Genomic DNA, 26,513 nt, shown 5'->3' on the forward strand with positions numbered 1-26,513 from the left:
AAGCAGTGATTATTTTTGAGTATCACTTAACGCAAGCACTCCGCCATCCATTCGATATACGATATCTGCATAATTATATGCTGACTCATCATGCGTTACGATTACTACAGCCGCACCATCTTTTGCTTTTTGACGAAGAAGTTCGAATACAATTTGTGTATTATCATCATCAAGATCACCTGTCGGCTCATCTGCAAATACTACAGAAGGCTGATTAATTAATGCTCTTGCAATTGCACATCTTCTGAGTTCTCCTCCAGACAACTGGCTTGACAGATACTCCTCTCGTTCGGAAAGTCCCAGGAGCTCAATCAACTCCTCTGCTCTATCTGAATCATTGCCATTATTGTTTGCTAAAAGTATATTCTCCTTAATCGTTAAATTACTAAGTAGACTTTGGCCTTGCGGAATAAACCCGATATTTTTGCTTCTAAAGTCAGAAATAAAATCATCGTTCTGCTGATATAAATCGATATCATCATACAAAACGCTTCCTTCTTGCGGTTTCAACAAACCGGCCAACACGCTGATAAGCGTTGTTTTCCCACTCCCGGATCTTCCGAAGATAACCGTAACCTTACCGGGAACAATTGTTATATCAACAGAATTTATGATAGAGATCGTATTATCTTTTTTTCCATTTTTCGTATAAGAAACTAATATATTCTTTGCATCAATCGTCATGATATTCGCTATTTCCCTTCGAATATGTTGTTGCTTTCCTACTCTCTTAATATCCTTGCTGTATCCACTGACACAGCCCTATACGCTGATATCAAACCCGATATTGTTCCAAGAAGCACAACGCTTATAAAGGTTACAAGGATATAGTATGTGGTCGTAACCACACCAGGAAGCAAATACGGAAGATCAAGTCTGGTACCAATAAGAACACTAAATGAATACATAAATGCTCCCGTGATGATGATGCCAAACACACTTCCGATAATTCCAATTATAATTGCCTCTGACATAACCAAAACACCCAGCTTCTTTCGTGAAACTCCGATTACTCTAAGCGCTGCAAACTCTTTCTTTCTCTCACCTGTGATGATGTAGAAAGCTGCTATCAAAATGATTGCTGCAAACGCCCATATGATTTTGACAAAAAACGAAATTGCAGAAGAGATGATGCCTAGCCGATCCGAGGTCGAAGTCATCATTGTCCTTGCTCTGACAGCTTTGACTTCGCTGTTGTTGAGATTAATATCAGATACTATCGTATCGATGTCATATCCGTCTTTTACATCAATATAAACAGAAGATATCACATCATCCGGGCTTTGCTTTGATAATATGCTAATCCCTTTATCCTCCGCTGCCTCTATTAAAGTTTTAACTGTATCACCTGTTGTATATACCGCAGTATCAAGTCCTGTTCCGGTCTTTTCAAGCTTGCCGACTACAAGAAATTCCTTTCCATACAACTTCAAGGTATGGCCCACTTTAGTAGAGAGCATTGAACCAACAATGATCTCATCATCCTTAAGCACGCCCTGATAGCTTTCATTCAACCAGGGTTTGATTGTGAAATCAGTCTCTTCATCAAATCCGATTATCTGAACCTTAACACTACAGCAGTCTGCATTGGCCGACACCAGAAAATATTGCGCCGATATCCTATCTACTCCCTCAATACTTTCAAGGTCATTTAAAATACTTTTATCCATATAAAAATATCCGGGTGTTCCCTGAAGCAGGAGATTTTGAAGATCTACCTCTGATTCTGCATCCTTTGGAAGCACAATGATATCTGCGCCCAATCTTTCATTCAAGCTATCAAGTCCGTTATTAAGACTTTTGATAAAGATGCTTCCTCCGAATAATGACATTGTCAAAATTACGAGTATTAGAATTAATCCTATCGTTCTTTTTTTATAACTGATTATATTTTTTAACGGCAGTTTCGCTATGTTCACTTACTAACTCCCTGCTTATTCTTCTTGATAAAACTAATAACTACATCTGCAACTGATACAACAAACACAATCGCGCTAATGACTCTTACTGCTGGCTGAAAGATACTGATACATCTCATACTGCTCATCATGCAAAGTGAAAAAATAGTTCCAGGAACTAAAAATACGGCTACCGCAGTTGGGATCTGTGCAAGTGTTATACCAAGCTTCACCTTTTCATTACTTATAATAACTGCTGCCAATGACTGAACAACAAGAATAACGCCAAGTGTCGTAACCACCAGTTGTGCATAATGGCAAGCCATTACATGTTCTTCTGACAACGGACAAGCAGCGAATACTGTAAACGATCCGATTGCAAGTATTAATGAAAGTACAAGTTCAATGAACTTTACAAAATTCTTTTTTAAATAATTCATATTTCATCCTTCCCATTTGATCTGATTTAAAACTCTTTTATAAACATTCTCTTTAGATTTAGATATTGTATTCCGGTTGCGGAATCGCCTGCGCCAATTCGAAAAATTCAAGGATTTGTCTCCTCATGTCAAGAAACGATGCACTTCCTCTCTGTCTTGGTCTGGACAAATTCACATCTATAATCTTACTAATCTTACCCGGTCTTGGCGTCATGATGACAATTCTATCGCTTAAATATATCGCTTCATCAATATCATGCGTCACCAAAACCATAGTAGTTCCATCCTTTTTCCACAATTCCAAGAGTTTATCCTGAAGATCCGCCCTCGTAAAAGAATCAAGAGCTCCCATAGGTTCATCCAAAAGAAGAGCCTTAGGTTCATTGATCAGCGCTCTTGCTATGGCAACTCTTTGCGCCATACCACCCGAAATCTGGTGTGGATACGACTTCTCAAATCCTTTCAGTCCGACAAGTTCAATATAGTTTTCTATATTTTCTTTTTTGCTTTTATAAACATTTCTTGCCCTTAAACCATAAGCAATATTATTCCTAACGCTCAACCACGGGAAAAGGCTTCCCTGCTGAAACACGTATCCTCTGGACGGATCAGCACCTGTGATTTCTGCCCCATCTATGAATAACTGCCCTGTCTGAGGTTTGTCCAGTCCTGCTATAAGACGAAGAAGTGTTGTCTTGCCACACCCGGATGGTCCTATAATTGATATAAACTCTCCGGGTTTTATTTCGAGATTCACATCTTTCAAAGCTTCCACTCTGTTACCATCTGAATCTTTATAAATACGATTTACATTGCTTATGCTGATAGAACTTTTCATACTTTAATAACCCCCTGTTGCCATCTGAGTACTCTTTTCCTGATAAGACCAATCAGAAAATTGATAAACGAAAACAGGACAGCCATGATAACAATAGCGGCAAGAACCTTATAATATGCGCTCCATACCTTGGACTGGTTGATATAATATCCAAGACCTCCCGGTTGACCCAACATCTCGCTCATTACAAGCGTGGTAAATGCCATCGCATTTGCCGATCCGATGCCGGTAAAGATATCCGGCATCGCATGCGGTATGGCTACATGCAGTATCTGATTGATCTGCCCTCCCCCAAGGACTGTTGCTGCTTCGTAGCTCTGCTTAGGCGTACTTTGTATACCCTGAGCTGTCAGGAATGCAATCTGAAACCAAGCACAAATTACAATTAAGAATACTGCTGCACTAAATGATGTTGGGAAAAGTGTAAGCGCAAAAGGCATCCATGCAACTGCCGGCACGACTCCTGTTATCTTAAGAATAGGAAATACCCAATAATATACCTTCGGAAACCATCCAATCAATATACCTGTTCCAACTCCAAGCAGTACCCCGCAACTAAAACCGGCTAAATAAAGCCTGATAGAATATAGCGTATTCTGTACGATGTAGCTCCCTTCTGCAAGATAGGCTTCTATAATTTGAGCCGGTCCGGGGAAAAACGGTTGTGCAAAGATTTGAAGCTTAGTTCCTCCTATATCCCATATGGCAAGAGCGATTCCAAGTGCAAATCTAAATGCTGCATTTTTTGCATAAAGTTTTCTTTTATCTTTTTGAAAACTCGACCGTATTCCGGATATTGCATATATCAAAATCAATGCTACCAAAACCACAATGTAAGCACTATTAATATCAAAAGCAATCCTCAGATTCAAAATATTTAACGTATATATTTTGAATGTTACATCTGCCTTTTGAGGAAACAGGACATTTACCAATATTGCCACGATAAAACCGGATATTGTAAATAGTATCATGGCAATTTTCTTTTGCTTTACTGTTTCTAACGTTATCAATTTCCCACATCTACTTTCTTATAAATATTATTTGTGAACTCTTCCGGATTCGTTTCAAGATATCCAATGTCATAGAGGCCCTTCGCAAAATAACTCACATTTTCTTCTACAAGCTCATCCCAGTTTTCTGCATGCTGTGTTGCAGACGGATATCCATAACTCTTTACAAGTTCTACTGCCAGTTCTCTGTCTTCAATCGCAGCATAATTTTTCTCTACGATGATATCGACCGCTTTTTCAGGATTTTCATATATCCATTCCTGCGCTTTTCTGTAAGCACGAAGCAATGCGGCAACTTCCTCCGGATTCTCTTCAAGTACTTTGGTAGAAGCATATAAGAAGCAGCAGAATTTATCTTTAAAATACGCATCCGTTCCAAGATCGAAGATAATCTTGACATCTCCTGCCTTTTCATGAATTGATCCAAGTGGATCCCAAAGCGCTGCAACATCAATCTCTCCGCTTTGTAAAGCTTCAAACTCTAGATTTCCATCTGAATATGGAAGGAATGTCACCTCTGCATCTGCAGGATCTGCAGATATTCCAGCATTTTCAAGCCATAAGCTCGCCACCTGATGAGGAGTTCCACCGATTTCATCCACACCAATCTTCTTACCTTTCAAATCCTCCACAGTCTCGATATCAGAATCAGTTCTTACCGCAAACTTAATACATCCCTCGTGAAGACCGTCTACAACCTTTACATCGATTCCATTCTCAATAGACGGGAAGAACTGGAAATCTCCATTTACAATCGGGATTGTGCCGTTGTTCAAACCAATCTTTCTGGTCTCAAAATCTGCAGAAATCAAAGTTACGTCAAACCCCTCTTGTGCAAAGTAACCATTTTCATAAGCGATATAAATAGGCGCTCCACAAAGGGCTCCATCCTTTCCTGGGATATCAATCTTGCCATACTTATAATCCCCATCTGTCGCAGTTGCTCCTCCTTCAGTAGTAGAATCGGATGAAGATCCCTTTTCGCTGTCATTAGTTGATACTGCACAGCCCGTAAATAATGAAAAAACAAGCCCAACTGCAACCATCTTTTTTAACCAATTTTTCTTTTTCATATTTGCTCCTTCGTAAACACTAAATAATTTCTCTTTTTCTTCATACTCTACAAAATGTCTTGCACACGTCTTGTATGCGCCTGTTAAGCAGCAGAGCTATCAGCATCCAAAAGTCCAGCCACCTTGAACGCCTGATCTAAATCTGCAATAAGGTCATTCACATCTTCCAGCCCAACTGAAATTCTGATAAGATTTGCAGGGATATCTGCAAGCTCTTTCTCTTCATCTGTAAGCTCACTGTGTGTTGTATCCGGCGAATTTACGATAAGTGAACGCACATCGCCAAGATTTACAAGATAATGGAATAGCTTAAGATGATTAAGGAATCGTGCTTCCTGCTCCTTGCCTCCCTTAATTCCGAAAGAAAGAAGTCCTCCACCACCATTTGTCAGATGCTTATCCGCAACTTCTTTATATTTATATGAGTCAAGCTTAGGATAGCGAACCCATTCTACTGCCGGTGAGTTTTCAAGATACTCAGCAATCTTTAAAGCATTTGCACTCTGCTTCGCAATTCTTTCTGAAAGGGTCTCAAGGCCCAGAATTCCAAGATATGCATCATTCGGTGAAAGTGCAGCTCCCAAAAGGTTAAGGTATACAAGTATTGCACGGAATATGAAAAAGTTGTCCGGGAACACTTCTTTCGGACTCTTACCTTTAAGCATCACAATTGGCTCATAGAACTGTGGATATCTGTCCTGTGTATAATAGTCAAGCTTACCATTGTCAAGAATAAGACCTGCGATGATATTACCATGTCCTGTAAGTCCCTTGGTTGCAGAATAAACAACGATGTCAGCACCATGTTCAAGCGGTCTGTAGATATAAGGAGTTGCAACTGTATTATCAACAACAACCGGTACACCATGCTTATGGGCCACCTCGGATATCGCATCAATATCCGGAAGATATGCATTTGGATTGGATATCGACTCAAGATACACTCCCTTAATGTCATCTCCCTCAGATAGTTCCTTATCAAGTTCTTCCGGATCAAGAACACTTCTTGTAAGTTTTATTTTCACTCCGACTTCCGGGAAAAGTCTATCGAAACTATCAATCGTACCTCCATAAAGGTAAGGTGAAGCGAGAATTGTTCCGCCGTTTGCTGCAAGATTTAGAAGTGTGTATGTAATTGCTGCCATTCCTGATCCTACTGCCACAGCATTCTTAGCACCTTCGAGAGCCCTAACTCTTTCAGAAAAATAAGTTACTGTAGGATTGCCGACTCTTGTATAAAGATATCCTGCTTCCTTATAAGTAAATAGATTCTCAGCATGCTCAGTATCTCTGAAATCAAATGCTGCTGTGTGATAGATCGGAGGTGAAACCGAATACTTATTATCAGCAGAATCATATCCTGCCTGAATCTTCAACGTGTCAAAACCATATTCTTTGTCTGCCATAATCATTACATCCTTTCTAATATTTGTTTTTGCATTGTCTTCATTAGGTGGTTGTTAACTGTTAGAACTTATATTGCCACTTGAACCAATAGGCGTCCATAATCAAATCCTGATAGTTGTTATAAGCTTATTTAAGTGGTATAGCCCAGATTTGTAACGGTTATAAAAATTTGCGAAAAAAAAGAAATCGAGCTTCCTCGATTCCTTTTTCATCATCTATCTGCAATTTTAAATCTGACTTACTGCAAAATGCTTAGCCGATCGTGCACAGCTTGCCACGAAGGACATATCCTATCTTCTCATAACAGGCATTGGAAGCTACATAATCTGCATCGGTATAAAGCATCGGTACGTATCCTGCCTCTTTTGCTTTCATCGTCACCTGATACACAAGATTTTCCGCATAATGTCTTCTTCTAAATTCAGGCCGTGTAAATACAAGGTTTATAGATGCCATATCTCCGTCAGGTGCATATTTACAACTGGCTACGTTGTGCCCCTGTTCATCCTTCCAAAGATACATATTCCCTGATCGGATAAACTCTTCAGCATCTTCCCGGTAACCTGAAATATCCTTCTGGTCAATGCTTAGTTCCTTGTGGAATCTATCCATGAAGTCAACCAATTCTTCCAGGTCCTTCATCTCACAACAGTGGATGCCGCCATCTGACTCTGTGTCAGGTCTGACAGGCTCAAGGCAGTCATAAGCAAACATATTTGTAATGATCTTCAGCTCCAATCCTTCTTCCGCTGCGCGTCTTATAAAATACTCCGCAAGAGAATACTTAATGTTAAAATGATATTCTCCGGTAAGTAACTTATTTTCTTTGGCCAGCTGATATGCCTTCTCCATTTCCTCTTCTGCAGCATCATCTGCTGTCCATATCCAAACCGGAAACGGATGCCCTGTAAAGCAAAGGATCAGCCGCTCATGGTCAGACAACAGTAGTTTACATTCCCCGCCCATGATCCGCTTCAGAACAAAAAATGTGTATCTGTCTCGTTCTAAAAGTTTATAGTCCCTTTCATCAACATAAGTCTCTATCATAGCTTTACCAGTACCTCCCACCTTCCGTTACGCTTACCGTTCTTTCTGCGTTATCGAAGGATTCTTTCGTAATTCCTTTAAAATGCAATTATTGCACTATGTAGAATCGCCGTTCGGCAGTTGTTTTATACCATCCATACTGACCATGGACAGAGTCTCCATCTGCTTAACAGCGAGTTTTCTAAGCAACACTATCCTTTCAGACATAGTTTTACCCTGTCCAATCAGGATTGCATTATAGCTTTCCATGTTTGCCAACACGAGAAGCTGATTAAGGTTGGCATCATCTCTGATGTTTCCTTTCTTATCTGAATTAGCATCTCTCCACTGTTTTGCAGTCATACCAAACAATACAACATTAAGCATATCCGCTTCATTGGCATATTTATATGAAATCTGCTCCGGTGTCAGTTCCGGTGGAATCAGATAATCCTTGATCGCATCAGTATGAATTCGGTAATTAAGCTTGGCAATCTCACGGTTCAGGTTCCAGTTCAAAGACAGGCGGCTGTTCTCATCCTTCTTTAGGCGCTGATAATCCTTCATGATATAAAGCTTAAACTCAGCAGATACCCAAGACGCAAACTCAAGTGCTATATCAGAGTGAGCATATGTTCCACCATAGCGGCCAGCCTTCGTAACAATACCTATGGCATTCACACCATCTATCCATTTTGTAGGAGACATTGTAAATGCATTTAACCCGGCTTCTGCTCTAAACAGGTCGAATTCGACCTGTTTAAAACTCGAATTATGTAAACTCTCCCAAATACCGAGAAATTCTATTGTTTCTCGACTTCTCATCCAGTTTTTGACAACATCGTGCGGCATATCACTTTTATAACGCGCTATGTCCGTTAGGGATATAAATTCATTTTCATAATCCGCAGTATAAATCCCTATGTCAAATCCTTTAGCGTGTATCGTTTCCTTCTTTATTGTTTTTGGCATATTATTTCACCTCCCCGATTAGGTAATCATATAGCTTTTCAGCAGAACTGAAGTCGATATCATGGTCATTCTCGTCTGTAATCATGCCAGGCTCATACTTTCGTCCATAATCCAATTCATAGATGAAATAATCGATATCCTCAACATCATCCTTTAACAGTTTTCGAAGCAAAAATACAACCGAACTCTCATGCGAGATCTGAAGTCCGGCGCCATTACAGAAATCACATTCAACATTATCTCTGCTTTTCCTGAAAAGCTCATCAACCTTATCAACAAGATCCGATGCTTCTCTTAACCGGCTCATAATATCCACAAATTCTTCTTTACTGATATTTGCGCTGAATTCTTTTGCATTTTCGTGCAAAACTCTGTGAATCATCTTCTCAACTTGCTGAAATCGTATAATTCCCAGTGTTCTATTATCTAAAAAAGAAGCACCGTTTTTATCTTTTATTACCCATTCACAGTCAGAATTATTGATAATATACAGGTAATCTGTCCTGTTTTCAGTAACATCAATAACTCTCTCTTCCTTACAGGCAATCGAATGAATCAGTTCTTCCTCGTAACCATAATGAGACTTATTAAACCGGATCACAAAACTCTCATAGTTGCCGTAATTCGAAAAAAATCCCGCTTCGAACATCTCCAGAATTCTATCTGCATTCCCACCCGGATACATATCTCCATTAAACTCTACTGACGAGAAAATCTTCCCTTCCCGATCAATGTAAATAATCTTTCCTCTTGTCATCACGCACCTCCGATTTTTTCTTTTATCGTATAATATGCGTGATTTTTTGTCATTGGACGGATAGTCCAAAATCCCGGCTATGCAACAAGTGGCGAATAATATGCCTGCATTCGTTTTACAAATTGGTTTGAATTAGCCTTTGTAACCAAAGAACTATCATACGTATACTTTGTGTATTGTTTCACTAACAGATTCTCCATATGAACATGGAACAATTCACTAAGGCGAAGAAGATTATCAACCGAGGGCAGTATTATTCCCTTAAACCATCTGTATACCGGTTGCGGGCATGACAATCCAAGATACTGTTGAATATCCTTTACGCTATATCCATTCTCATATGCATATTTTCGGAGGTTGTTTCCGGTCTTCTCCATATCGATTATAGTTTTACTTTCAGTCATTCGTACTGTCCCCTTTTATTCTGTAATAAACCTCCATCTCAACATCCAGAGTAATGGCTTTCGGACGTGTGTTGCCCATTTTTCTGCAAAAGGCACACAGTCTCCACATGATAAGTGTTCGGGAACATATCCACACAGGCCACTTTCTGTACGCGATAGCCACGCGCTGTTAAGACTTCCAAATCGCGTGCCAGTGAAGTCGGCTTGCAGGAAATATAAATCATGCTGTCGACTCCATAATCAATTATTTTCTCGAGTGCCTTCGGATGAATTCCATCACGCGGCGGATCTAAAATAATAAAGTCCGGCTTTTCTTCAATTTCATCGAGTGCTTTTAAAACATCGCCTGCCAGGAATTCGCAGTTGGATAGACCATTCAGTTTTGCATTTTCCTTTGCGGCTTCCACTGCCTCTTCAACAATTTCCACTCCGACGACTTTCGCACAGGCCGGCGCCATCATTTGTGCAATGGTGCCCGTTCCGGAATATAAGTCATAGAGGGTGGCGCCCTTCATCTCTTCCTTCGAATTTGTACCATATGCCTCGCGGATAAATGAGCGCGCTTTCTCATAAAGCACTTCTGCTCCAAGTGAATTGGTCTGGAAGAATGAAAATGGAGAAATCTTAAAACGAAGACCCAGAATTTCTTCATAGAAATAATTCGCGCCATACAGAATGTCGGTTCCTTCGTCTTTGACAACATCCGCAAGGCTGTCATTTTTCGTATGCAGAATTCCCTTGATTTTTCCGGTCAGTTTTCCTTCTGCTTCCAACTCCAACAACTCCTGTTGATAGGATTCCAGAAGCTCATTTTCGTCAAATGCATCAGGCAGTTTTGTCGTCGTCACCAGATCGATTAAGATTTCCTGCGTTTTGACCGCTTTGCGTACCAGCAGGTGTCGCAGATAGCCCTCATGCGTCAGACGATGCAGATACGGCACTTTACTCTGCGCAAAGAAATCACAGGTTGCCTGCAGAATAAACCGGAAATCACTGTCTACGATCCGGCAGTCATTTACAGTTACAATATCATAAAAGCTTCCACGCTTATGCATTCCAAGTGCAAGCGGGCCATCCTTATATTCATCACCAAACGTAAATTCCATCTTATTGCGATATGCTTCCTGAAGCGGGCTTCCGGTAATTGGCAAAAACTCATATCCACTTTCTTCTTCCGTTCCAATCGCATCCGCAATCAGCTTTCGCACCTGCGCCTCTTTCATTTCAAGTTGCTGCTCATATGGAAGTGACTGATAAGTGCAGCCTCCGCAAATGCCAAAGTGCGGACAACAGTCTGCCGGTGCATTTTCCATTGGACTTTGCTCCAACACTTCCAGCAATCTGCCTTCATATTTGCCATGTCGCGCTTTGTTGCATGCAAAAGAGACCATCTGTCCGGGAATGGTATTTTTTACAATCAATTTCTCCCCGTCTGCGGTCTCTACGACTCCCTTGTTCGGGAAGTCCACATATTTTACAAGGCCTTCGCCACGAAATCCTTTTTTCATTCGTTTTCTCCAGTCATTTCGATTTTTTGCTCTTTTATTTCATAGAAAAAGGGATCTGCATTGCAGACCCCTTTGTAGTGTTTTATTTCTCCTCAGCTGCCTTCGTGGTTTCCTGCTTTGGATCCAGGTCATCATCCTCGAAAAAGTCTTCGTCGAAATCATCGTCGAAGTCATCCTCAAAATCATCCAGATAGTCCGGTGTAAAGAAACGGTAAATACCGTATGCAGCTGCTGCGATTGCAACAATCACACCGATAATCGCAAAAATGATAACTGCCTTCGATGGCTTCTTCTTCTCTTCCTCTTGCTTTTTCCCAACTAGTTCATTCAATTTTACCTTTGCTAAGAGTTCTTCTACTTTGTCCATTTGAAATACCACCCTTTCAATCACATTTTTATTATCCGGAACGCTTGCTCCATTACAAAAATTATAGCATACCTCATTTTCAATTCCTAGCCTATTTTTGTAATCCAGTTGCCGGAACTAGAGCTTCTTTAGTTTTGCAAATGTCGCAAACATTTTTTTGGTTCCCACAGTGTCGAAGTCGACCGTCACCTCATAATCGCGACCGCCGGATACCAGCGCCGTGACAGTGCCCTCTCCGAATTTCATATGAGATACACGGTCTCCTACGCCGTAATTCAGATTCATTGCACCTGTTGTAGCGCTTTCAAACTGGCGCTGTTGCGATGGTGATACATATTTGCGCACCGGTGTGTTTTGAAATCCCGGGCTTTCAAAACGCGGTACTTCCCGTTCGCGTGAATAGGAGCCCTTTAACAAATCATCCGGGATTTCCTTCACAAAGCGTGAAAGTTTGCTCCACTGTGTTTCTCCACGCACCATGCGTGACTTTGCCGCGGTCAGCGTCAAATGCTCTTTTGCACGCGTGATGCCGACATAGCAGAGACGGCGTTCCTCTTCCACCTCGGAATTGGCGCCATTGCCATCAATCTCGTCGGAAGTAATGGACATATAGCTTGGAAAAAGCCCATCTTCCATTCCGGTCAGATAGACATTCGGGAATTCGAGTCCCTTCGCGGAATGCAGGGTCATCAGAACAACATAATCCGTATCTTCGTCGAGGCTGTCAATGTCTGCAACCAGCGCAACTTCCTGTAAAAAGTCATTGAGCGATGGAGTCTCTGCCGTTTGCATATAATCAGCGGCTTTTGAAATCAATTCGTCAATATTCTCAATACGCGCCTGTGCTTCATCCGTGCCTTCCGCAACCAGTTCTGCCACATATCCGGTCTGATCAAGCACGGCTTTGATCAGTTCTACCACATCTTTGTTTTGTGAAAGCACACGCATGGATTCAATCAAATTGACAAACGGACGAACTTTGTCTGCAGCCTTTCCCAATTTTGGGACAGCATCCGCGTGACAGAGTGCTTCATAAAAATCGCAGCCATGTTCAATGGAAAAATCCATAATTTTCCCGATGGAGGTGGCTCCGATTCCTCTCTTTGGCACATTCAAAATACGCTGAACGGATAAGTCATCATGCCCGTTTCCGATTGTCTTCAAATAGGCAAGGACATCCTTGATTTCCTTGCGGGCATAGAAGTTGACACCACCGACAATCTTATATGGTATATTTTTGCTGATAAAACGCTCTTCGAACAGACGGGATTGCGCATTCGTACGATACAGGATTGCAAAATCCTGATATCGATATTCGTGGTTGCGTACCTTTCTATCAATATCACGCACCACATAATCCGCCTCTTCATAGCTGTTGTCCAATTGCTCCAGCTGAATTTTTTCGCCTTCCCCGTTTTCAGTCCATAACCGCTTTGCTTTTCTTCCAATATTATTTTGAATGACCGCATTTGCTGCATCAAGAATGTTTTGTGTAGAGCGATAATTCTGCTCAAGCTTAATGACTTTCGCATCCTCAAATTGCTTTTCAAAATTCAAAATATTATAGATATTTGCCCCGCGGAATTTGTAAATCGACTGATCGTCATCTCCGACCACACACAAATTCTTGTATTTCATGGCGAGCAGGCGAATCAGTTCAAATTGAACCGTATTGGTATCCTGATACTCGTCCACCATAATATAGCGGAATCGCTCCTGATAATTGGTAAGCACTTCCTTGTCCAGTTTGAACAGCTCGACCGTCAAAAGTAATAAGTCATCAAAATCCAGCGCATTATTCTGTTTCAAGGCGCGCTGATATTCCGCATATACTTCTGCCTGTTTGCGCTTTGTGAAATCACCGACCGCGCGATTGGCAAATTCAATCGGGCCAATCATCTCATTCTTTGCCGATGAAATCACACTCAGGAACATTTTTTCCTTCATCATCTTGGTATCGATTTCGAGACGTTTACAAATATCCTTCATCAGCGATTTCTGATCGTCCGTATCATAAATCGTAAAATTGGTGTCGTATCCCAACCGGTCGATATATCTTCTCAAAATTCGCACACACATAGAGTGAAAAGTTGAAACCCAGATTGCTTCCGAGCCGAATCCCACCAGTCTGTCAATTCGTTCGCGCATCTCTCCGGCCGCCTTATTCGTAAAGGTAATTGCCAGAATATGATACGGATCCACCTTCTTCTCCTGAATCAGATACGCGGTTCGATGTGTCAGCACTCTTGTCTTTCCCGAACCGGCTCCTGCCAAAATCAAAAGAGGACCTTCTGTCGTCATCACTGCCTCCTTCTGAGGCGCATTCATCGCATTCAATAAATCCATTCTGCTATCCTAATCCTGTTTCTTAATTCTCATACAAATTTCAATCCAAAGTATTATATCACAGAACTTTCCCCGTTACTATCTGCTACTTTGAATTGCAAACAGGTGGGAAAAATATTCTTGCTTTTAAAACTTTACTATGATAAAATTATTTTAGTTAGATTTAGGAGGAATGCAGATGAGTAAAAAAATCAGAACAGAAGAAGTGGACCATTTATTCGATGCCATCCTTTCTTTGGAAAATCGCGATGAATGCTACAACTTTTTTGAGGATGTATGCACCATCAACGAGTTGTTATCCATCTCTCAGCGATTTGAAGTGGCAAGAATGCTTCGCGCACAGAAGACTTATCTTGATATTGCAGAAAAGACAGGTGCTTCTACCGCTACCATCAGTCGTGTAAATCGTTCACTTAATTACGGATGCGATGGATATGATTTGGTATTCAAGCGCTTAGGTGAAGAGAATTAATTAGTAAAAACAAAACAAGCTCTAAAAAAGAAGGCTTACCGATTCGGTAAACCTTCTTTTTATTTTAGTTTTATTCTTCTTTGGCATCCGATTCTGCCGGATGGTCTGCATTTTCTCCCATGGTATCAATCAAACGCTCGATGACCATTTTCTTGACATATACATCAAAGCTCAACATACAGATAAAGCTATAGGTGTGAAGCATTTTCTGGTCTTCTTCCGGGAAATCGGTAAAAGTTTCCTGCGCCTGCTTATATTTCTTTGCGATATCCTTAAAGAATTTGCCGGCTTCAATGTCTTCTACTTTGAAGATTTCATCATAGACATCCTCCATGTTAAAATCTTTCCCGTTGAAATAACGCTCCGTGATTGGGTTCAGAATTGACTGAATATCGCTGATGCTCAAAATATTCTTGAAATAATAGATGAACAGCAATGTCAGCATATGCTCTTTGGAATATTTCTTTTTATCCGGTGACGGAAGCAAATTGTTTTTTGCGTAATTGTTGATCATGGTTTTGGTCAGAATCTTGTCCACATCATGACGCTTACAACCTTCTAACTGCTCGTCCATAAAGGTTGTCACCTGATCCATATATAAATCAATATTCGGCACATCTTCTGATTTGATATAATCCATTCCGCGAATGACATTGACAATATTCGCAAGAAATTCTTTCATTTCGTTCTCTTGTTTCTCCATTTTTTCACCTCAACTCCCATTTTATAGTATTCAAAACTAGATGTAAACATTTTTAAATCTCATCATGCGAAAAAATGGATTCCATTTACTGTCAAAAAGGAAGCGGTCATCATAATGACTGCGGCAAGCAACACGCCGAGCATGGCTGCCAGAACTGTCGATTTGAAGTCCATATCCAGAATGGAGGCTGCCAGTGTTCCGGTCCATGCTCCTGTGCCCGGAATCGGAATGCCGACAAACAGAAACAGTGCAACAAACAGTCCTTTTCCGGCTTTTTCCTGCAGTTTTTTCCCGCCTTTTTCTCCTTTTTCCAGACAAAAAGTAAAGAATTTGCCAATCACTTTTTTGTCTGCGCCCCAGATCAGAATCTTGCGCGCAAACAGATAGATAAACGGTACCGGAATCATATTTCCGATGATGCAGACGATAAATGACGGCACCATTGGCAGTCCGAATCCCTGTGAGAAGGGAATTGCTCCTCTTAATTCAATGATTGGTACCATAGATAACAAAAAACAAAACAAATATTTCCTAAACATTCAAATAATTCTCCAAAAATGTGATTAATTTTTCCATTTCTTCCTGCGTACCGATGCTGATTCGCAGATATGGTGCAATCCTCTTAGGATGATTAAAATGACGCACAAAAATATGTTCTTCGCGCAGTGCCTCGAACAAAGCGATATTATCAATCTTCGGATGGGTTGCAAAAATAAAATTGCTCATGGAATCGCCAAAGACGAATCCCAGGCGCTTTAATTGTGTCTTGGTCCACTCTCTTGTCTGAATGATTTTTGCAGTCGTCTGTGCAAAATAATCCTCATCATTGATTGCCGCGGTACCAAGTGCGATTGTCAGCGCATCCATTGTATAGGAATTGAATGAATACTTGACATCATTCAGATATTTTATCAGGGTTGGATTGCCAAAGCAATATCCGATTCGACTTCCCGCAAGAGAACGGGATTTTGAAAATGTCTGCACCACAATGACATTATCATATTTTTCTATCAGGCCGATTGCACTCTCACCGCCGAAGTCAATATATGCCTCATCGACAATCACAACCACATCCGGGTTTGCCTGTACAATCTGTTCTACGGCAGACAACGGGAGTAATTCTCCTGTCGGTGCATTCGGATTCGGAAAAATAATGCCGCCATTGTCTCTGCAATAATCCTGTGGATTCAACTGAAACTGCTCATCAAGCGGAATCTGTTCATATGGAATTCTGAGCATATCAGCCCATACATCATAGAATGAATAGGTGATATCAGGAAACAGAATCGGCTTTTTGCTGTTAAAAAATGTCATGAACAGCATTGCAATGACATCATCCGAACCAACCCCGACAAAGGTCTGATCCACGGTCATACCATATCGCTTTGCGATTGCACTTCTCAAATCATTTACAAGCGGATCCGGATACATACGAAGCCGATTGACATCAAAACTTCGCAATACCTTCTCGACACCCGGAGCAGGCGGATATGGATTCTCATTGGTATTCAATTTGATCATCGACTCTAACTTCGGCTGTTCTCCCGGTGTATACGGGGTTACTTTTCTGACATTTTCTTCCCATTTACGCATAATTCAATTTCTCCAAAAAACGATTGTCAACACACTAATGACATTTTAACGGACTTTCTAAAAAAAAGACACCTAAAAATAAAAAAAATACTTTTCTTTTTATATTGTCATGCTATGATGAGGTTTAGATAGGACTAAATGAGGAATATACTATGAGAAAGAAACAATCAAACAAATCTCGCACACTGGATATGACCACCGGCTCTCCGTCGCGATTGATTATGCAATTTCTGCTGCCGCTGCTCGGAGGTGTGCTTTTCCAACAATTTTACAATTTGATGGATACCATCATTGTCGGACTGTACCTGGGTGTGAAACCGCTTGCCGCTGTTGGTGCAACAGGAAGTATCTGCTTTTTACTCATCGGATTCTGCAACGGAATGTGCAGCGGATTCGTATTGCCGGTTGCACAGGCCTTTGGTGCCAAAGATTCCGCGCGATTAAAAAAATATGTTGGCAACTCCATCGTTCTGACTGTCATCTGTGCTGCAGCGATGACAGCATTTACCACAGCCAACTGTCGCCAGATTCTCGAATGGATGAAGACACCTTATGATATCATTGACCATGCAGATGCCTATGTATTTATCATTTTTCTCGGGATTCCAGCCACGATGATGTACAATCTGCTGGCCGGATTTCTGCGCTCTGTCGGCAATTCAATTGCACCGTTTGTATTTCTGGTATTTGCAGCACTGATGAATATCGGATTGGATTTGCTGTTTATGATTCCAATGAATATGGGTGTACGCGGCGCCGCACTGGCAACGGTACTTTCCCAGCTCATATCTGGTATCCTGTGTCTGATTTATATCTTATTTAAAATGGATATTTTGCACATCAGCCGCTCGGATCTGCGATTGCAGCGCAATCATGCAGGCATTCTTTTGCGCATGGGATTTCCGATGGGAATTCAATATTCCATCACCGCAATCGGAAGCGTATTATTGCAATGGTCCGTCAACGGACTCGGCTCCATCGCAGTTGCTTCCATGACTGCAAACAGCCGTGTCTCCGGATTCCTGATGGCACCGTTTGATGCACTTGGTTCCACCATGGCCACCTACGCCGGTCAAAATGTCGGTGCAGGCCAATATGATCGACTGAATAAGGGATTGCGTTCCGCCGGCATCATCGGACTAATCTATTCCACCGTCGTCATGTCAGCGGTCTTCCTGTTCTCAAAACAGATTCTGCTGCTCTTTGTAAAGGCATCAGAAACCAAAGTCATCGCGCAGGGAAGTTACTGTCTGATTATCAACCTCGCATTTTATTACTTCCTGGTATTTGTCAATGTCCTCCGTTTCATGATTCAGGGAATGGGACATTCCGGACTGGCCGTCTTTGCCGGCTTGTTTGAAATGGTTGCACGATCCGTTGTCGCAATTTTTCTGGTGCCATACTTTGGATTCACCGCTGTATGTTTTGCTTCACCGCTTGCATGGGTGCTCGCAGATGTCTTTCTCGCCCCGGCATACATGTATTGTGTAAGGCGATTCAAACGCCAAAAAGAATTGGTTTCCGCTACATAAACGATAAAAAAAGAGGAATGTGTCTGCACATTCCTCTCTTCATATCCGTTCTTTCGTATCTGTTATGTTATTTCTAATCTTCCGTCACATGTTCCGCACCCTGCCCCAGAATGCTTCGCACATGATCATCCGCCAGAGAATAAAATACGGATTTGCCTTCCCTGCGCGCTTTGACCAGTCGGTTGGTCTTTAAAATTTTCAGCTGATGCGAAACCGCAGACTGTGTCATGCCAAGCGCTTCCGCCAGATCGCAGACACATACCTCCGACTCAAACAATACATAGAGAATGCGAATTCTGCTGGAATCTCCAAACACTTTAAACAATTCTGCCAAATCATACAGAATATCCTCATCGGGCAATTTTTCCCGGACAATATTCAATAAGTTCTCATGGATACAGGTATCGTCACAACAATCCAGGTCCATGATTTTCTTCTGACTCATGTTGTCACCTCTTAATCTTTCTTCACAAATAATGCACGGATGGCATTCAAAACAGCAATGACCATCACACCGACATCTGCGAATATTGCAATCCACATATTTGCGATTCCCAAAGCTCCGAGGATCAGGCAAATGACTTTGACTCCGATTGCAAATACAATATTCTCATAGACAATGCGCATACATTTTTGCGCAATTCTGATTGCCTTTGCGATTTTTTGCGGATTGTCATCCATCAATACAATATCGGCCGCTTCGATTGCGGCATCGCTGCCCAATGCGCCCATCGCGATTCCGACATCTGCTCTCGAGAGCACCGGTGCATCATTGATTCCGTCACCGACAAATAAAACCATCTCTTTGTCATGATGCTTTTGTGCAAGTACCTGTTCAACTTTTTCGACCTTGTCGGCCGGAAGCAGTTGCGCATATACCCGGTCGATGCCAAGCTCACCTGCAACTTTGTGTGCCACTTTTTCGGAATCTCCTGTCAGCATAATCGTCTGTCTGATTCCGACTTTCTTCAAATCTGCAATTGCAGATTTTGCGGTTGCCTTCATGCGATCCGAAATTACGAGATAGCCCTCGTATCTGCCATCAATTGCCATATGAACAATGGTTCCGACTGCATCAGTCTGTGTCTGAATTTCATCCGAAAGACCGATATGCTGCATCAGCTTTTCATTACCGATGGCCACGCGCTTTCCTTCGACAGTTGCCAATACACCGTTACCACTGATTTCCTCTATATCCGATACTTTGCTCAAATCCAGTTCTTTTCCGTATGCCTGCTGCAGGCTCTTCGAAATCGGATGCGTCGAATGACTCTCTGCATAGGCCGCATATTCAAGCAATGTTTCTTTTTCGATGTCTCTGTTGTGATAAATACCGGTCACTTCAAACACACCTTCTGTCAATGTACCCGTTTTGTCGAGCAAAACATATCGGCTGTTTGACAGACTCTCGAGATAATTGGAACCTTTTACCAGCACACCGGCTTTGCTTGCACCGCCGATTCCCGCAAAGAATGAAAGCGGAATGCTGACAACCAGTGCACATGGACAACTGATTACCAAAAAGATCAATGCACGGTAAATCCAGTCAGACCAGGTCGAAAAACCATGTCCGTTTCCGGTCACGAACAATACCAGCGGCGGAATCAGCGCCAATGCCAGCGCACTGTAGCAAACAATCGGCGTATAGACGCGGGCGAATTTGGAAATAAAATTCTCCGAGCGACTCTTACGCGAACTTGCATTTTCCACCAGTTCGAGAATCTTGGATACGGTGGATTCCTCAAATTCACGTGTTGTCCGGATATGAAGCACTCCATTGAGATTCACACAACCGGAAATCACCTCTTCGCCTTCTTTGACTTCTCTCGGCAGTGATTCTCCTGTCAACGCACTCGTATTTAAAGTTGATTGTCCCTCCACAACGATTCCGTCGATTGGGATTTTTTCTCCCGGTCTTACGACGATAATCGATCCGGTAACAACATCATCCGGTTCTACCACTTCAATTCCATTGTCTGTCAGCAAATTGGCCGTATCCGGACGAATATCCATCAGTGCTGCAATATTGCGACGACTCTTTCCGATTGCATAGCTCTGGAAAAATTCTCCGATCTGATAGAATAACATAACGGCGATTGCCTCAGTGTAATCACCATTCTCATAAATGGCGATGCTCATTGCACCGATGGTTGCAATTGCCATCAGAAAGTTCTCGTCAAATACCTGTTTGTGATAGATTCCTTTTGCTGCCTTTCGCAAAATATCATATCCGATGATCAGATAAACCGCCAGATAGCATCCCAATCTCAGCATTCTTGCCCAGAGCGCTTCCCCAAACGGAATCCACATCAGGACAAGCATTGCAACGGAAGCAATGATAATGCGAAGCAGCATTTTCTTTTGCTTTTTATTCATAATAGATTTCACAATCGCTTTCTACTTTTTTGCAATTTGCCAATACAGCATCCATTGTTTCCTTCTCATCTGCTCCGTCTTCAAATTCAACCTTCATCTTTAATGCCATAAAATTGACGGTTGCATTCGCTACACCGGCTGTATTCTTTGCAGCCTCTTCCATTTTGTTTGCGCAGTTTGCGCAGTCAACCTCGATTTGATATGTCTTTTTCATAATAAATACTCCTTTCATCTTTTCATATGAACAATCATTCATATGTTCATAACTTCATTATACATATGCCGCCTGATCTGTCAATCCTTTTTTTAGAATCATTTGGAAAAGATTGCACTCTGTGATACCATGTGTTCATGAAGAATTATAAAATGATTATCCAATATGACGGAACCAGATACAGTGGCTGGCAGGCGCAAAAAGATACGCCTGATACCATTGAAGGAAAAATAGAAAATGTTCTCACACATTTGTTTGAAGAACCAATTACAATCACAGGAAGCGGACGCACGGATGCGGGCGTACACGCGCTTGGACAGGTTGCCAATTTTCATGCTTTGGATATGCCTTGTGATACCATCCATGATTATCTGAATGCGCATCTGCCAAAGGACATCGCTGTATGCTCTGTAGAGGAAGTCCCTGAGCGTTTTCACAGTCGTCTCAGTGCGATCGGCAAGACTTATTTGTATCGCATTCACACATCTCCTGTTTCCGATGTGTTTGCACGCAAATTCTATTATGATTATCAGACCCCGCTGGACATTGCGCGCATGAGAAAAGCTGCATCATATCTGATTGGCACGCATGATTTCAAATCTTTTTGTGCGAACAAGCGCATGAAGAAATCGACGGTGCGCAGAATCGACGACATCGTCATTACCCCTTCGGATTCCGAGCTGGTCATCGCTTACACCGGCAACGGTTTTCTGATGAATATGGTGCGCATCCTGACAGGTACTTTGATTGAAGTCGGAGACGGACGGCGTGATCCGGATTCCATCCCTGACATTCTGGCTGCACTTGACCGGGAAGCAGCAGGCTATACTGCCCCTCCACAGGGCCTGTACCTGAAAGAAGTTTATTATGATTGACTTTGCCTGCCGACTTGAATCACGATTCCATGAGTGCTATAATCCATGTAAAAATATTATGAAAGGATAAATACATGGGGAATTTAGTCAAAAAATTTGCCGCTTTTGCTGATAGCAATCGTCATCTTTTTATATTGTTATATTTCATTGTCTATATGGTTTGGTTCACCATCATTGAAAGCACGGTCACCACAAGCTTTCATGTGATTCATACCCCGTTTGATGACTTGATTCCGTTTTGCGAATACTTCGTCATCCCGTATGTACTCTGGTTTGCCTATGTCGCATGGGGAGTTGTATATTTCGCATTTCGCAATGTGGATGAATATTATAAATTATGCATGTTCCTTTTTACCGGAATGACGATTTTCCTCGTAATTTCAACGGTATATCCGAACGGTCATTTCCTTCGTCCAAGCTATTTTACACATCATAATGTATTTACCAAATTGTGCTCTATCATCTATTCGACCGATACTGCAACCAATCTGTTCCCGAGCATCCATTGCTACAATGCTCTGGCCATTCACTTTGCTGTTATGACCAGCCGGGAATTCAGACATAACAAAATCGTGCGATTCATCTCATTGATTTTGTGTGTCAACATCATTCTGGCAACCATGTTCATCAAGCAGCATTCCTGCTTTGATGTCATCACAGCTCTGCTGCTTGCCGCAATTATGTATCATCTTGTATATGTTCTTGATATTTTCCGCCGCCAGACCGGTCCGAAAATGCAATTTAAAAAGCCCCAATAATGGGGCTTTCTTTTTTTGCTTTTAAGTTGTAATTCGTACATTCATCCAGGAAAGCAAATCCGCATAGACCTCTTCCTTATCCGTCTCATTCAAAATCTCATGTCGATCGTTCGGATAAAGCTTGTAAGTCAAATCCAGACTGCCGCCCTGTGCAAACAAATCATAAACTTTTTTGACACCGATTCCATTGTTTCCAACCGGATCGTCCTGCCCGGAAACAATAAACAGCGGAAGCTTGTTCGGAACCTTTTTGATATTTTCAAAATTGCAGGAACACTGCACCGCCTGAAACAGTCCTTTATATCCGTTGACCGTAAACATATAGGTACATTTTGGTTCGCTGTAATACCATTTTACAATCTCCGGATCCTTGGTCAGCCAGCTGTTCGTCGCATCCTTTCCGGTCAGGTCATATCTCTTGTACGGCTTGTCAAAGGAAAGCTTTGCCACAAATTTGCTGACATAATGCCAATTATGAATTTTTGCAAGGAAATTGACTACCTTAAATCCCATATTGGTTGTCTTTTCCGGGATATAGCCGGTGCCCATAATAATTGCACCTCTGAGATTGTCATTGTATTGTGACAGATAACTGCGCAATAAATAGGATCCCATGCTGTGTCCCAGCATAAAATACGGAACATCCGGATATTGCTCCTGCGTCATGGTGCGAAGCGTGTGGATATCCGTAAGTAAAAGCGAAAGCGGGTCCGGCTCTCCGAAATATCCCCACTCCGACTTGTCTGTTACCGAATCACCATGTCCGAGATGATCATGTCCCACTACCATATATCCATGCTCTGTCAGAAATTTTGCAAATGCATCATAGCGTTCCACGAATTCCACCATGCCATGCACAATCTGCAAAATTGCTTTTATCTCTCCATTCTCAGGCATATGTCGAACTGCATGAATCGTCGTCTTGCCATCACTGGATGGAAATGTAAATATCTCTTTCATTTTGTAAAAACCTCCCCGGATTTTATTTCGTCTTGGCAATCAGTTCGGTCATACACTCCGATAATTCCCGAACTTCTTTTTTCTGTAATTGCACTTCCGAAAGAATATCATCAATCTGCAAACGGTTGCGTGCTTCCATGCGCTCCACTTCCGTCTCAGCATCTTTGATCAGTCCCGCCGTATCAATCAATTGACGATAAGCCCCAATCGGCGCAGTCTCCTGCATCTTTTTGCCTTCTTTGGATAAGGCATTCAGATCCTTCATAATTTTGGAGACGGCAACATTGTTTTCCTTGAGCAGATTGATGAGCGTGCGGATATTCTCTTCCATCACCGCAATCTGCTTTTGCGATGCCTCAAATTTTTCCATCAAATCCTTCACGGACTGGTCATAATTTGATGCATAATTGCGAATCGCCTCTGCCGAAGCCACAAACTGCACTCCGGATTCCCCCATTCGACCGGCATCAATGGCTGCATTCAGTGAAAGAACACTCATCTGCTTTGCGTAGTCTTCCATTGTTTTCAAATTGCGGATATTGTCCATATATTCTTTCTTCATGGAATCTGCAATCTCACTGAGTGATTTTGAAGGGTCGGTAAAATGCTTATTATTATCAACTGCCTTCAAGCTGTTTTCTGAAATTTTGTCCAGCTTATTCAAAAATGAAGTCTGTGAAGCATCCCACTCCTCTGCCGTTGTCGCCGCAACGCTCATGGTTTCATGAAGCGCATTGATCAATTTTGCATTTTCGGAAAGGATGGCTCCGGATGCATCCAGATTCTCCGCAATCTGATCAAGATCATTCTTCATCTGAATTGTGGAATTCTCATATTCCTGCACATTGGATTCCATCAAAGTGGAGCTCTCCGCCACTGCAGTGAATAGATCGTCCTTTCTTTCGAGTTCTTTTGACAGACTTTCGATTTTTTCCAAGTTTTCTTTATTTTTGCTACCAAACATAACAGCACCTGCATCTTTATATTTTACAACAATTATACTTTATCATACCTGCCTTTATTTTGTAAGGTGTAGGCTTCATTTTATTGATTGTTTTTCACATATAGTACTTGATTTCCAGCTGCACCTGCCTGCCCCGGTAATCATTTACTTTTGGAGTGTAAACAATGGACAAAAACATTTGATTCGCACTGCCCCAAAATGCGTTTTCCACTTCCGCATCACCATATTTTTCACGCAGAAAATCAAGCAGCAAATCCGCTTCATGGAAACAGATTCCATCGATTGAAGTGCCGATCTCAGTTTCAAACGTAATGCGCAAAATCTGATTGGTTTTGCCCATGCGGCGCATCCGGCGAATCCTGCATTGACTTGCACCAAAAACCGGTCCTGCGTTTTCATTTCCAAACGGTTCAAGTACCTGCAACTGTTCCACCCGTTCCACTGTCAGATATGACAGTGGTGGACAGGCATCCAGGCTGACCGTCTCAATCTCCTGTTCTGTTGTAATCGGAGATGTTTCGTTGATGACAGTGCGAAACCGGTCAATCTCTTCCTTGCGCATCGAAAGGCCGGCCGCCTTCGGATGACCGCCGAATTTGAGAAACAAATCCGCATGCTTTGCCATCTCCTGTGCCAGCGAATATCCTTCTATGGAACGCGCAGATCCCTTGATGCAATCTTCTCCGTCCGTCAAAATAAACGTCGGCTTGTAATAGCGTTCACGAATGCGTCCTGCCACAATTCCCGCGATACTCTCATGCACATTCTGAAGATACAATACCAATATCGGATCATTCTCATATCCGTTTTCTTCGCAGACGCGAATCGCTTCTTCGACGCCTTCTGTGGTCAGGTCCTTTCGCTCATCATTCAGGGTCACAAGCTCCCCTGCCAGCTTCAATGCACGCATCGGATCCTCTGTCAGAAACAATTCCAATGCGCGGCTTGCCGTATCCAATCGCCCGGTCGCATTAATGCACGGTCCCAGTACAAAGCCAAAATGATAGGCCTTAATCTGCGCATCCTGCAATTCGCATTGGCGAATCAAGGCTGCCATGCCAAGATTTTTGGTCCTTTGAATGACACATAAAGCCTCTTTGACAATCACACGATTTTCTCCAACCAGTGGCATAATATCTCCAACCGTTGCCATGCCGACATTCTCGATAAATTCATCAGTTTCTGCCGGATTGACATTTGCCAGCTCATATGCAATGCGCAACACTTTCCATGCAACCGACGCGCCGCAAATCTCCTTAAACGGATATTCGTCTCCGGGCAAATGTGGATTTACCACCGCATCCGCATCCGGGATTCCAACGGTCACCTGATGATGATCCGTCACGATTACGGTCATTCCGTATTCCTTTGCCAATGCAATCTCATCGATTGCCGATATTCCATTATCGCATGTAATGATGCAATCCACCGCATCCGCTTTGGCTTCCTCTATCAGATTCCGGTTCAGCCCATATCCGTCTACAATGCGATGCGGAATCTGCACACTGACATTTGCACCCAATCTGCGCAATCCTTTTGTCAGAATATACGAGCTCATCACCCCATCGATATCATAATCGCCGATTACACGGATATGTTTGCCCGCCTCAATTTGGTTCAACAAAATCTGCGCTGCGGACTTCGCATCCTTCAACAAATACGGACTGGGTAATTCCTCCGGACTTCCCTCCAGATACTCCCGAATCTGCGCCTCATTTTCCACGCCCCTGTTTCTCATAATCCGCGCCACCAGCGGATCTATTCCATACTTCTTTGCAATTCCATCGAAATCCCCACTCTTTCTGATTTCAACAAATTTTCGTTTCACAGTCTTCATGTCCACCTCTTCATTCTTTTTTATTTTACGCAATTTAGCATCAATTTTAAAGCCCCATAATCTACCGGTCCTGCCATTCACAGTTTGCATTGCCTGGCATCCTCGCCCCATGCCCCCGGCAACCCCTTCACTTTGCAAGAATATTTTGGTTTTCATATATGCAAAAGCTCGCATCCTGAT

General features: G+C 42.2%; 27 protein-coding genes. 4 read left to right on the forward strand and 23 right to left on the reverse strand.

Annotated elements, in window-relative coordinates:
- Positions 1-9: 9 nt before the first annotated feature.
- From CSX02_RS03305 to pcrA, 14 genes are all read right to left on the reverse strand, one after another.
- Complete coding sequence (locus CSX02_RS03305) at positions 10-684, reverse strand: ABC transporter ATP-binding protein (RefSeq protein ID WP_099385632.1); 675 nt, start codon at positions 682-684, stop codon at positions 10-12.
- Positions 685-722: 38 nt separating this feature from the next.
- Entirely contained in the window at positions 723-1,919 is a 1,197-nt protein-coding gene (locus tag CSX02_RS03310; protein WP_099385633.1) for an ABC transporter permease, read from the reverse strand.
- The gene (locus tag CSX02_RS03315; RefSeq protein ID WP_099385634.1) at positions 1,916-2,338 is read right to left on the reverse strand and encodes a DUF4418 family protein; all 423 of its coding nucleotides are present in this window, start codon (positions 2,336-2,338) and stop codon (positions 1,916-1,918) included. Before CSX02_RS03315 ends, CSX02_RS03310 begins: the two co-directional genes overlap by 4 nt.
- Before the next feature lie 58 nt (positions 2,339-2,396).
- Positions 2,397-3,176, reverse strand: coding sequence for an ABC transporter ATP-binding protein (locus CSX02_RS03320; protein ID WP_099385635.1), 780 nt, complete (start codon positions 3,174-3,176; stop codon positions 2,397-2,399).
- Positions 3,173-4,150 carry an ABC transporter permease gene (locus tag CSX02_RS03325; RefSeq protein WP_099385651.1) on the reverse strand — a complete coding sequence of 326 codons (978 nt, stop codon included), beginning with the start codon at positions 4,148-4,150 and terminating at the stop codon, positions 3,173-3,175. Before CSX02_RS03325 ends, CSX02_RS03320 begins: the two co-directional genes overlap by 4 nt.
- 35 nt (positions 4,151-4,185) lie before the next feature.
- Complete coding sequence (locus tag CSX02_RS03330; RefSeq protein ID WP_099385636.1) at positions 4,186-5,262, reverse strand: ABC transporter substrate-binding protein; 1,077 nt, start codon at positions 5,260-5,262, stop codon at positions 4,186-4,188.
- An 83-nt stretch (positions 5,263-5,345) separates the two neighbouring features.
- Positions 5,346-6,668, reverse strand: coding sequence for an O-acetylhomoserine aminocarboxypropyltransferase/cysteine synthase family protein (locus CSX02_RS03335; protein ID WP_099385637.1), 1,323 nt, complete (start codon positions 6,666-6,668; stop codon positions 5,346-5,348).
- A 253-nt stretch (positions 6,669-6,921) separates the two neighbouring features.
- The gene (locus CSX02_RS03340; RefSeq protein WP_099385638.1) at positions 6,922-7,716 is read right to left on the reverse strand and encodes a GNAT family N-acetyltransferase; all 795 of its coding nucleotides are present in this window, start codon (positions 7,714-7,716) and stop codon (positions 6,922-6,924) included.
- A gap of 96 nt (positions 7,717-7,812) precedes the next feature.
- The gene (locus tag CSX02_RS03345) at positions 7,813-8,667 is read right to left on the reverse strand and encodes a KilA-N domain-containing protein (RefSeq protein WP_099385639.1); all 855 of its coding nucleotides are present in this window, start codon (positions 8,665-8,667) and stop codon (positions 7,813-7,815) included.
- 1 nt (position 8,668) lies between these two features.
- The gene (locus tag CSX02_RS03350) at positions 8,669-9,424 is read right to left on the reverse strand and encodes a hypothetical protein (protein WP_099385640.1); all 756 of its coding nucleotides are present in this window, start codon (positions 9,422-9,424) and stop codon (positions 8,669-8,671) included.
- A 77-nt stretch (positions 9,425-9,501) separates the two neighbouring features.
- Positions 9,502-9,828 carry a helix-turn-helix domain-containing protein gene (locus tag CSX02_RS03355; RefSeq protein WP_099385641.1) on the reverse strand — a complete coding sequence of 109 codons (327 nt, stop codon included), beginning with the start codon at positions 9,826-9,828 and terminating at the stop codon, positions 9,502-9,504.
- Positions 9,829-9,866: 38 nt separating this feature from the next.
- Positions 9,867-11,336 (reverse strand): 23S rRNA (uracil(1939)-C(5))-methyltransferase RlmD, encoded by a 1,470-nt coding sequence (gene rlmD, locus CSX02_RS03360; protein ID WP_099385642.1) that lies wholly within the window; start codon positions 11,334-11,336, stop codon positions 9,867-9,869.
- An 82-nt stretch (positions 11,337-11,418) separates the two neighbouring features.
- Positions 11,419-11,703, reverse strand: coding sequence for a hypothetical protein (locus CSX02_RS03365; RefSeq protein WP_031543821.1), 285 nt, complete (start codon positions 11,701-11,703; stop codon positions 11,419-11,421).
- A 117-nt stretch (positions 11,704-11,820) separates the two neighbouring features.
- Entirely contained in the window at positions 11,821-14,049 is a 2,229-nt protein-coding gene (pcrA, locus tag CSX02_RS03370; RefSeq protein WP_099385643.1) for a DNA helicase PcrA, read from the reverse strand.
- 178 nt (positions 14,050-14,227) lie between these two features.
- Here pcrA and CSX02_RS03375 point away from each other — a divergent pair, with 178 nt between their 5' ends.
- Positions 14,228-14,521 (forward strand): YerC/YecD family TrpR-related protein, encoded by a 294-nt coding sequence (locus tag CSX02_RS03375; RefSeq protein ID WP_031543824.1) that lies wholly within the window; start codon positions 14,228-14,230, stop codon positions 14,519-14,521.
- Between the two features lie 70 nt (positions 14,522-14,591).
- On the opposite strand, the gene CSX02_RS03380 is transcribed toward CSX02_RS03375, so the two are convergent.
- From CSX02_RS03380 to hisC, 3 genes are all read right to left on the reverse strand, one after another.
- On the reverse strand, positions 14,592-15,224 hold the full coding sequence (locus tag CSX02_RS03380) for a DUF1836 domain-containing protein (protein ID WP_031543826.1): 633 nt from the start codon (positions 15,222-15,224) through the stop codon (positions 14,592-14,594).
- Positions 15,225-15,286: 62 nt separating this feature from the next.
- Entirely contained in the window at positions 15,287-15,727 is a 441-nt protein-coding gene (locus CSX02_RS03385) for a small multi-drug export protein (RefSeq protein WP_330399416.1), read from the reverse strand.
- A 28-nt stretch (positions 15,728-15,755) separates the two neighbouring features.
- On the reverse strand, positions 15,756-16,817 hold the full coding sequence (hisC, locus tag CSX02_RS03390) for a histidinol-phosphate transaminase (protein WP_099385645.1): 1,062 nt from the start codon (positions 16,815-16,817) through the stop codon (positions 15,756-15,758).
- Between the two features lie 152 nt (positions 16,818-16,969).
- Between hisC and CSX02_RS03395 the strand changes: the two genes are divergently transcribed.
- Positions 16,970-18,349, forward strand: coding sequence for an MATE family efflux transporter (locus CSX02_RS03395; protein ID WP_031543829.1), 1,380 nt, complete (start codon positions 16,970-16,972; stop codon positions 18,347-18,349).
- 73 nt (positions 18,350-18,422) lie between these two features.
- On the opposite strand, the gene CSX02_RS03400 is transcribed toward CSX02_RS03395, so the two are convergent.
- The 3 genes from CSX02_RS03400 to CSX02_RS03410 are packed head-to-tail and all read right to left on the reverse strand — an operon-like array spanning position 18,423 to position 20,939.
- Positions 18,423-18,794, reverse strand: a complete 372-nt coding sequence (locus tag CSX02_RS03400; protein WP_099385646.1) for an ArsR/SmtB family transcription factor — start codon at positions 18,792-18,794, stop codon at positions 18,423-18,425.
- An 11-nt stretch (positions 18,795-18,805) separates the two neighbouring features.
- Complete coding sequence (locus CSX02_RS03405; protein WP_099385647.1) at positions 18,806-20,725, reverse strand: heavy metal translocating P-type ATPase; 1,920 nt, start codon at positions 20,723-20,725, stop codon at positions 18,806-18,808.
- Complete coding sequence (locus CSX02_RS03410) at positions 20,718-20,939, reverse strand: cation transporter (protein WP_099385652.1); 222 nt, start codon at positions 20,937-20,939, stop codon at positions 20,718-20,720. Before CSX02_RS03410 ends, CSX02_RS03405 begins: the two co-directional genes overlap by 8 nt.
- Before the next feature lie 137 nt (positions 20,940-21,076).
- Here CSX02_RS03410 and truA point away from each other — a divergent pair, with 137 nt between their 5' ends.
- Together truA and CSX02_RS03420 are read left to right on the forward strand one after the other, a co-directional pair.
- Positions 21,077-21,814, forward strand: coding sequence for a tRNA pseudouridine(38-40) synthase TruA (truA, locus tag CSX02_RS03415; RefSeq protein ID WP_099385648.1), 738 nt, complete (start codon positions 21,077-21,079; stop codon positions 21,812-21,814).
- 74 nt (positions 21,815-21,888) lie between these two features.
- Entirely contained in the window at positions 21,889-22,572 is a 684-nt protein-coding gene (locus CSX02_RS03420) for a phosphatase PAP2 family protein (RefSeq protein WP_051637918.1), read from the forward strand.
- A gap of 21 nt (positions 22,573-22,593) precedes the next feature.
- Here the strand turns inward: CSX02_RS03420 and CSX02_RS03425 are convergent, their stop codons facing one another.
- From CSX02_RS03425 to recJ, 3 genes are all read right to left on the reverse strand, one after another.
- The gene (locus CSX02_RS03425) at positions 22,594-23,532 is read right to left on the reverse strand and encodes an alpha/beta fold hydrolase (RefSeq protein WP_099385649.1); all 939 of its coding nucleotides are present in this window, start codon (positions 23,530-23,532) and stop codon (positions 22,594-22,596) included.
- Between the two features lie 22 nt (positions 23,533-23,554).
- On the reverse strand, positions 23,555-24,469 hold the full coding sequence (locus CSX02_RS03430; protein WP_189281321.1) for a methyl-accepting chemotaxis protein: 915 nt from the start codon (positions 24,467-24,469) through the stop codon (positions 23,555-23,557).
- Positions 24,470-24,590: 121 nt separating this feature from the next.
- A partial coding sequence (recJ, locus tag CSX02_RS03435; protein ID WP_330399418.1) for a single-stranded-DNA-specific exonuclease RecJ occupies positions 24,591-26,513 on the reverse strand: 1,923 nt, incomplete at its 5' end.

The organism is Agathobacter ruminis, from assembly GCF_002735305.1.
Taxonomy (GTDB): Bacteria; Bacillota; Clostridia; order Lachnospirales; family Lachnospiraceae; genus Roseburia; species Roseburia ruminis.

Bases quoted from the DNA above. Each gene is read 5' to 3' on its own strand.
- rlmD (WP_099385642.1), bottom strand. From the start codon at position 11,336: ATGAAAAAAGGATTTCGTGGCGAAGGCCTTGTAAAATATGTGGACTTC.
- CSX02_RS03315 (WP_099385634.1), bottom strand. From the start codon at position 2,338: ATGAATTATTTAAAAAAGAATTTTGTAAAGTTCATTGAACTTGTACTT.
- hisC (WP_099385645.1), bottom strand. From the start codon at position 16,817: ATGCGTAAATGGGAAGAAAATGTCAGAAAAGTAACCCCGTATACACCG.
- truA (WP_099385648.1), top strand. From the start codon at position 21,077: ATGAAGAATTATAAAATGATTATCCAATATGACGGAACCAGATACAGT.
- CSX02_RS03385 (WP_330399416.1), bottom strand. From the start codon at position 15,727: ATGGTACCAATCATTGAATTAAGAGGAGCAATTCCCTTCTCACAGGGA.
- CSX02_RS03340 (WP_099385638.1), bottom strand. From the start codon at position 7,716: ATGATAGAGACTTATGTTGATGAAAGGGACTATAAACTTTTAGAACGA.
- CSX02_RS03365 (WP_031543821.1), bottom strand. From the start codon at position 11,703: ATGGACAAAGTAGAAGAACTCTTAGCAAAGGTAAAATTGAATGAACTA.
- CSX02_RS03400 (WP_099385646.1), bottom strand. From the start codon at position 18,794: ATGAGTCAGAAGAAAATCATGGACCTGGATTGTTGTGACGATACCTGT.
- CSX02_RS03405 (WP_099385647.1), bottom strand. From the start codon at position 20,725: ATGAATAAAAAGCAAAAGAAAATGCTGCTTCGCATTATCATTGCTTCC.
- CSX02_RS03380 (WP_031543826.1), bottom strand. From the start codon at position 15,224: ATGGAGAAACAAGAGAACGAAATGAAAGAATTTCTTGCGAATATTGTC.
- pcrA (WP_099385643.1), bottom strand. From the start codon at position 14,049: ATGGATTTATTGAATGCGATGAATGCGCCTCAGAAGGAGGCAGTGATG.
- CSX02_RS03395 (WP_031543829.1), top strand. From the start codon at position 16,970: ATGAGAAAGAAACAATCAAACAAATCTCGCACACTGGATATGACCACC.
- CSX02_RS03330 (WP_099385636.1), bottom strand. From the start codon at position 5,262: ATGAAAAAGAAAAATTGGTTAAAAAAGATGGTTGCAGTTGGGCTTGTT.
- CSX02_RS03305 (WP_099385632.1), bottom strand. From the start codon at position 684: ATGACGATTGATGCAAAGAATATATTAGTTTCTTATACGAAAAATGGA.
- CSX02_RS03425 (WP_099385649.1), bottom strand. From the start codon at position 23,532: ATGAAAGAGATATTTACATTTCCATCCAGTGATGGCAAGACGACGATT.
- CSX02_RS03320 (WP_099385635.1), bottom strand. From the start codon at position 3,176: ATGAAAAGTTCTATCAGCATAAGCAATGTAAATCGTATTTATAAAGAT.
- CSX02_RS03355 (WP_099385641.1), bottom strand. From the start codon at position 9,828: ATGACTGAAAGTAAAACTATAATCGATATGGAGAAGACCGGAAACAAC.
- CSX02_RS03335 (WP_099385637.1), bottom strand. From the start codon at position 6,668: ATGGCAGACAAAGAATATGGTTTTGACACGTTGAAGATTCAGGCAGGA.
- CSX02_RS03375 (WP_031543824.1), top strand. From the start codon at position 14,228: ATGAGTAAAAAAATCAGAACAGAAGAAGTGGACCATTTATTCGATGCC.
- CSX02_RS03410 (WP_099385652.1), bottom strand. From the start codon at position 20,939: ATGAAAAAGACATATCAAATCGAGGTTGACTGCGCAAACTGCGCAAAC.
- CSX02_RS03345 (WP_099385639.1), bottom strand. From the start codon at position 8,667: ATGCCAAAAACAATAAAGAAGGAAACGATACACGCTAAAGGATTTGAC.
- CSX02_RS03420 (WP_051637918.1), top strand. From the start codon at position 21,889: ATGGGGAATTTAGTCAAAAAATTTGCCGCTTTTGCTGATAGCAATCGT.
- CSX02_RS03325 (WP_099385651.1), bottom strand. From the start codon at position 4,150: ATGATACTATTTACAATATCCGGTTTTATCGTGGCAATATTGGTAAAT.
- CSX02_RS03350 (WP_099385640.1), bottom strand. From the start codon at position 9,424: ATGACAAGAGGAAAGATTATTTACATTGATCGGGAAGGGAAGATTTTC.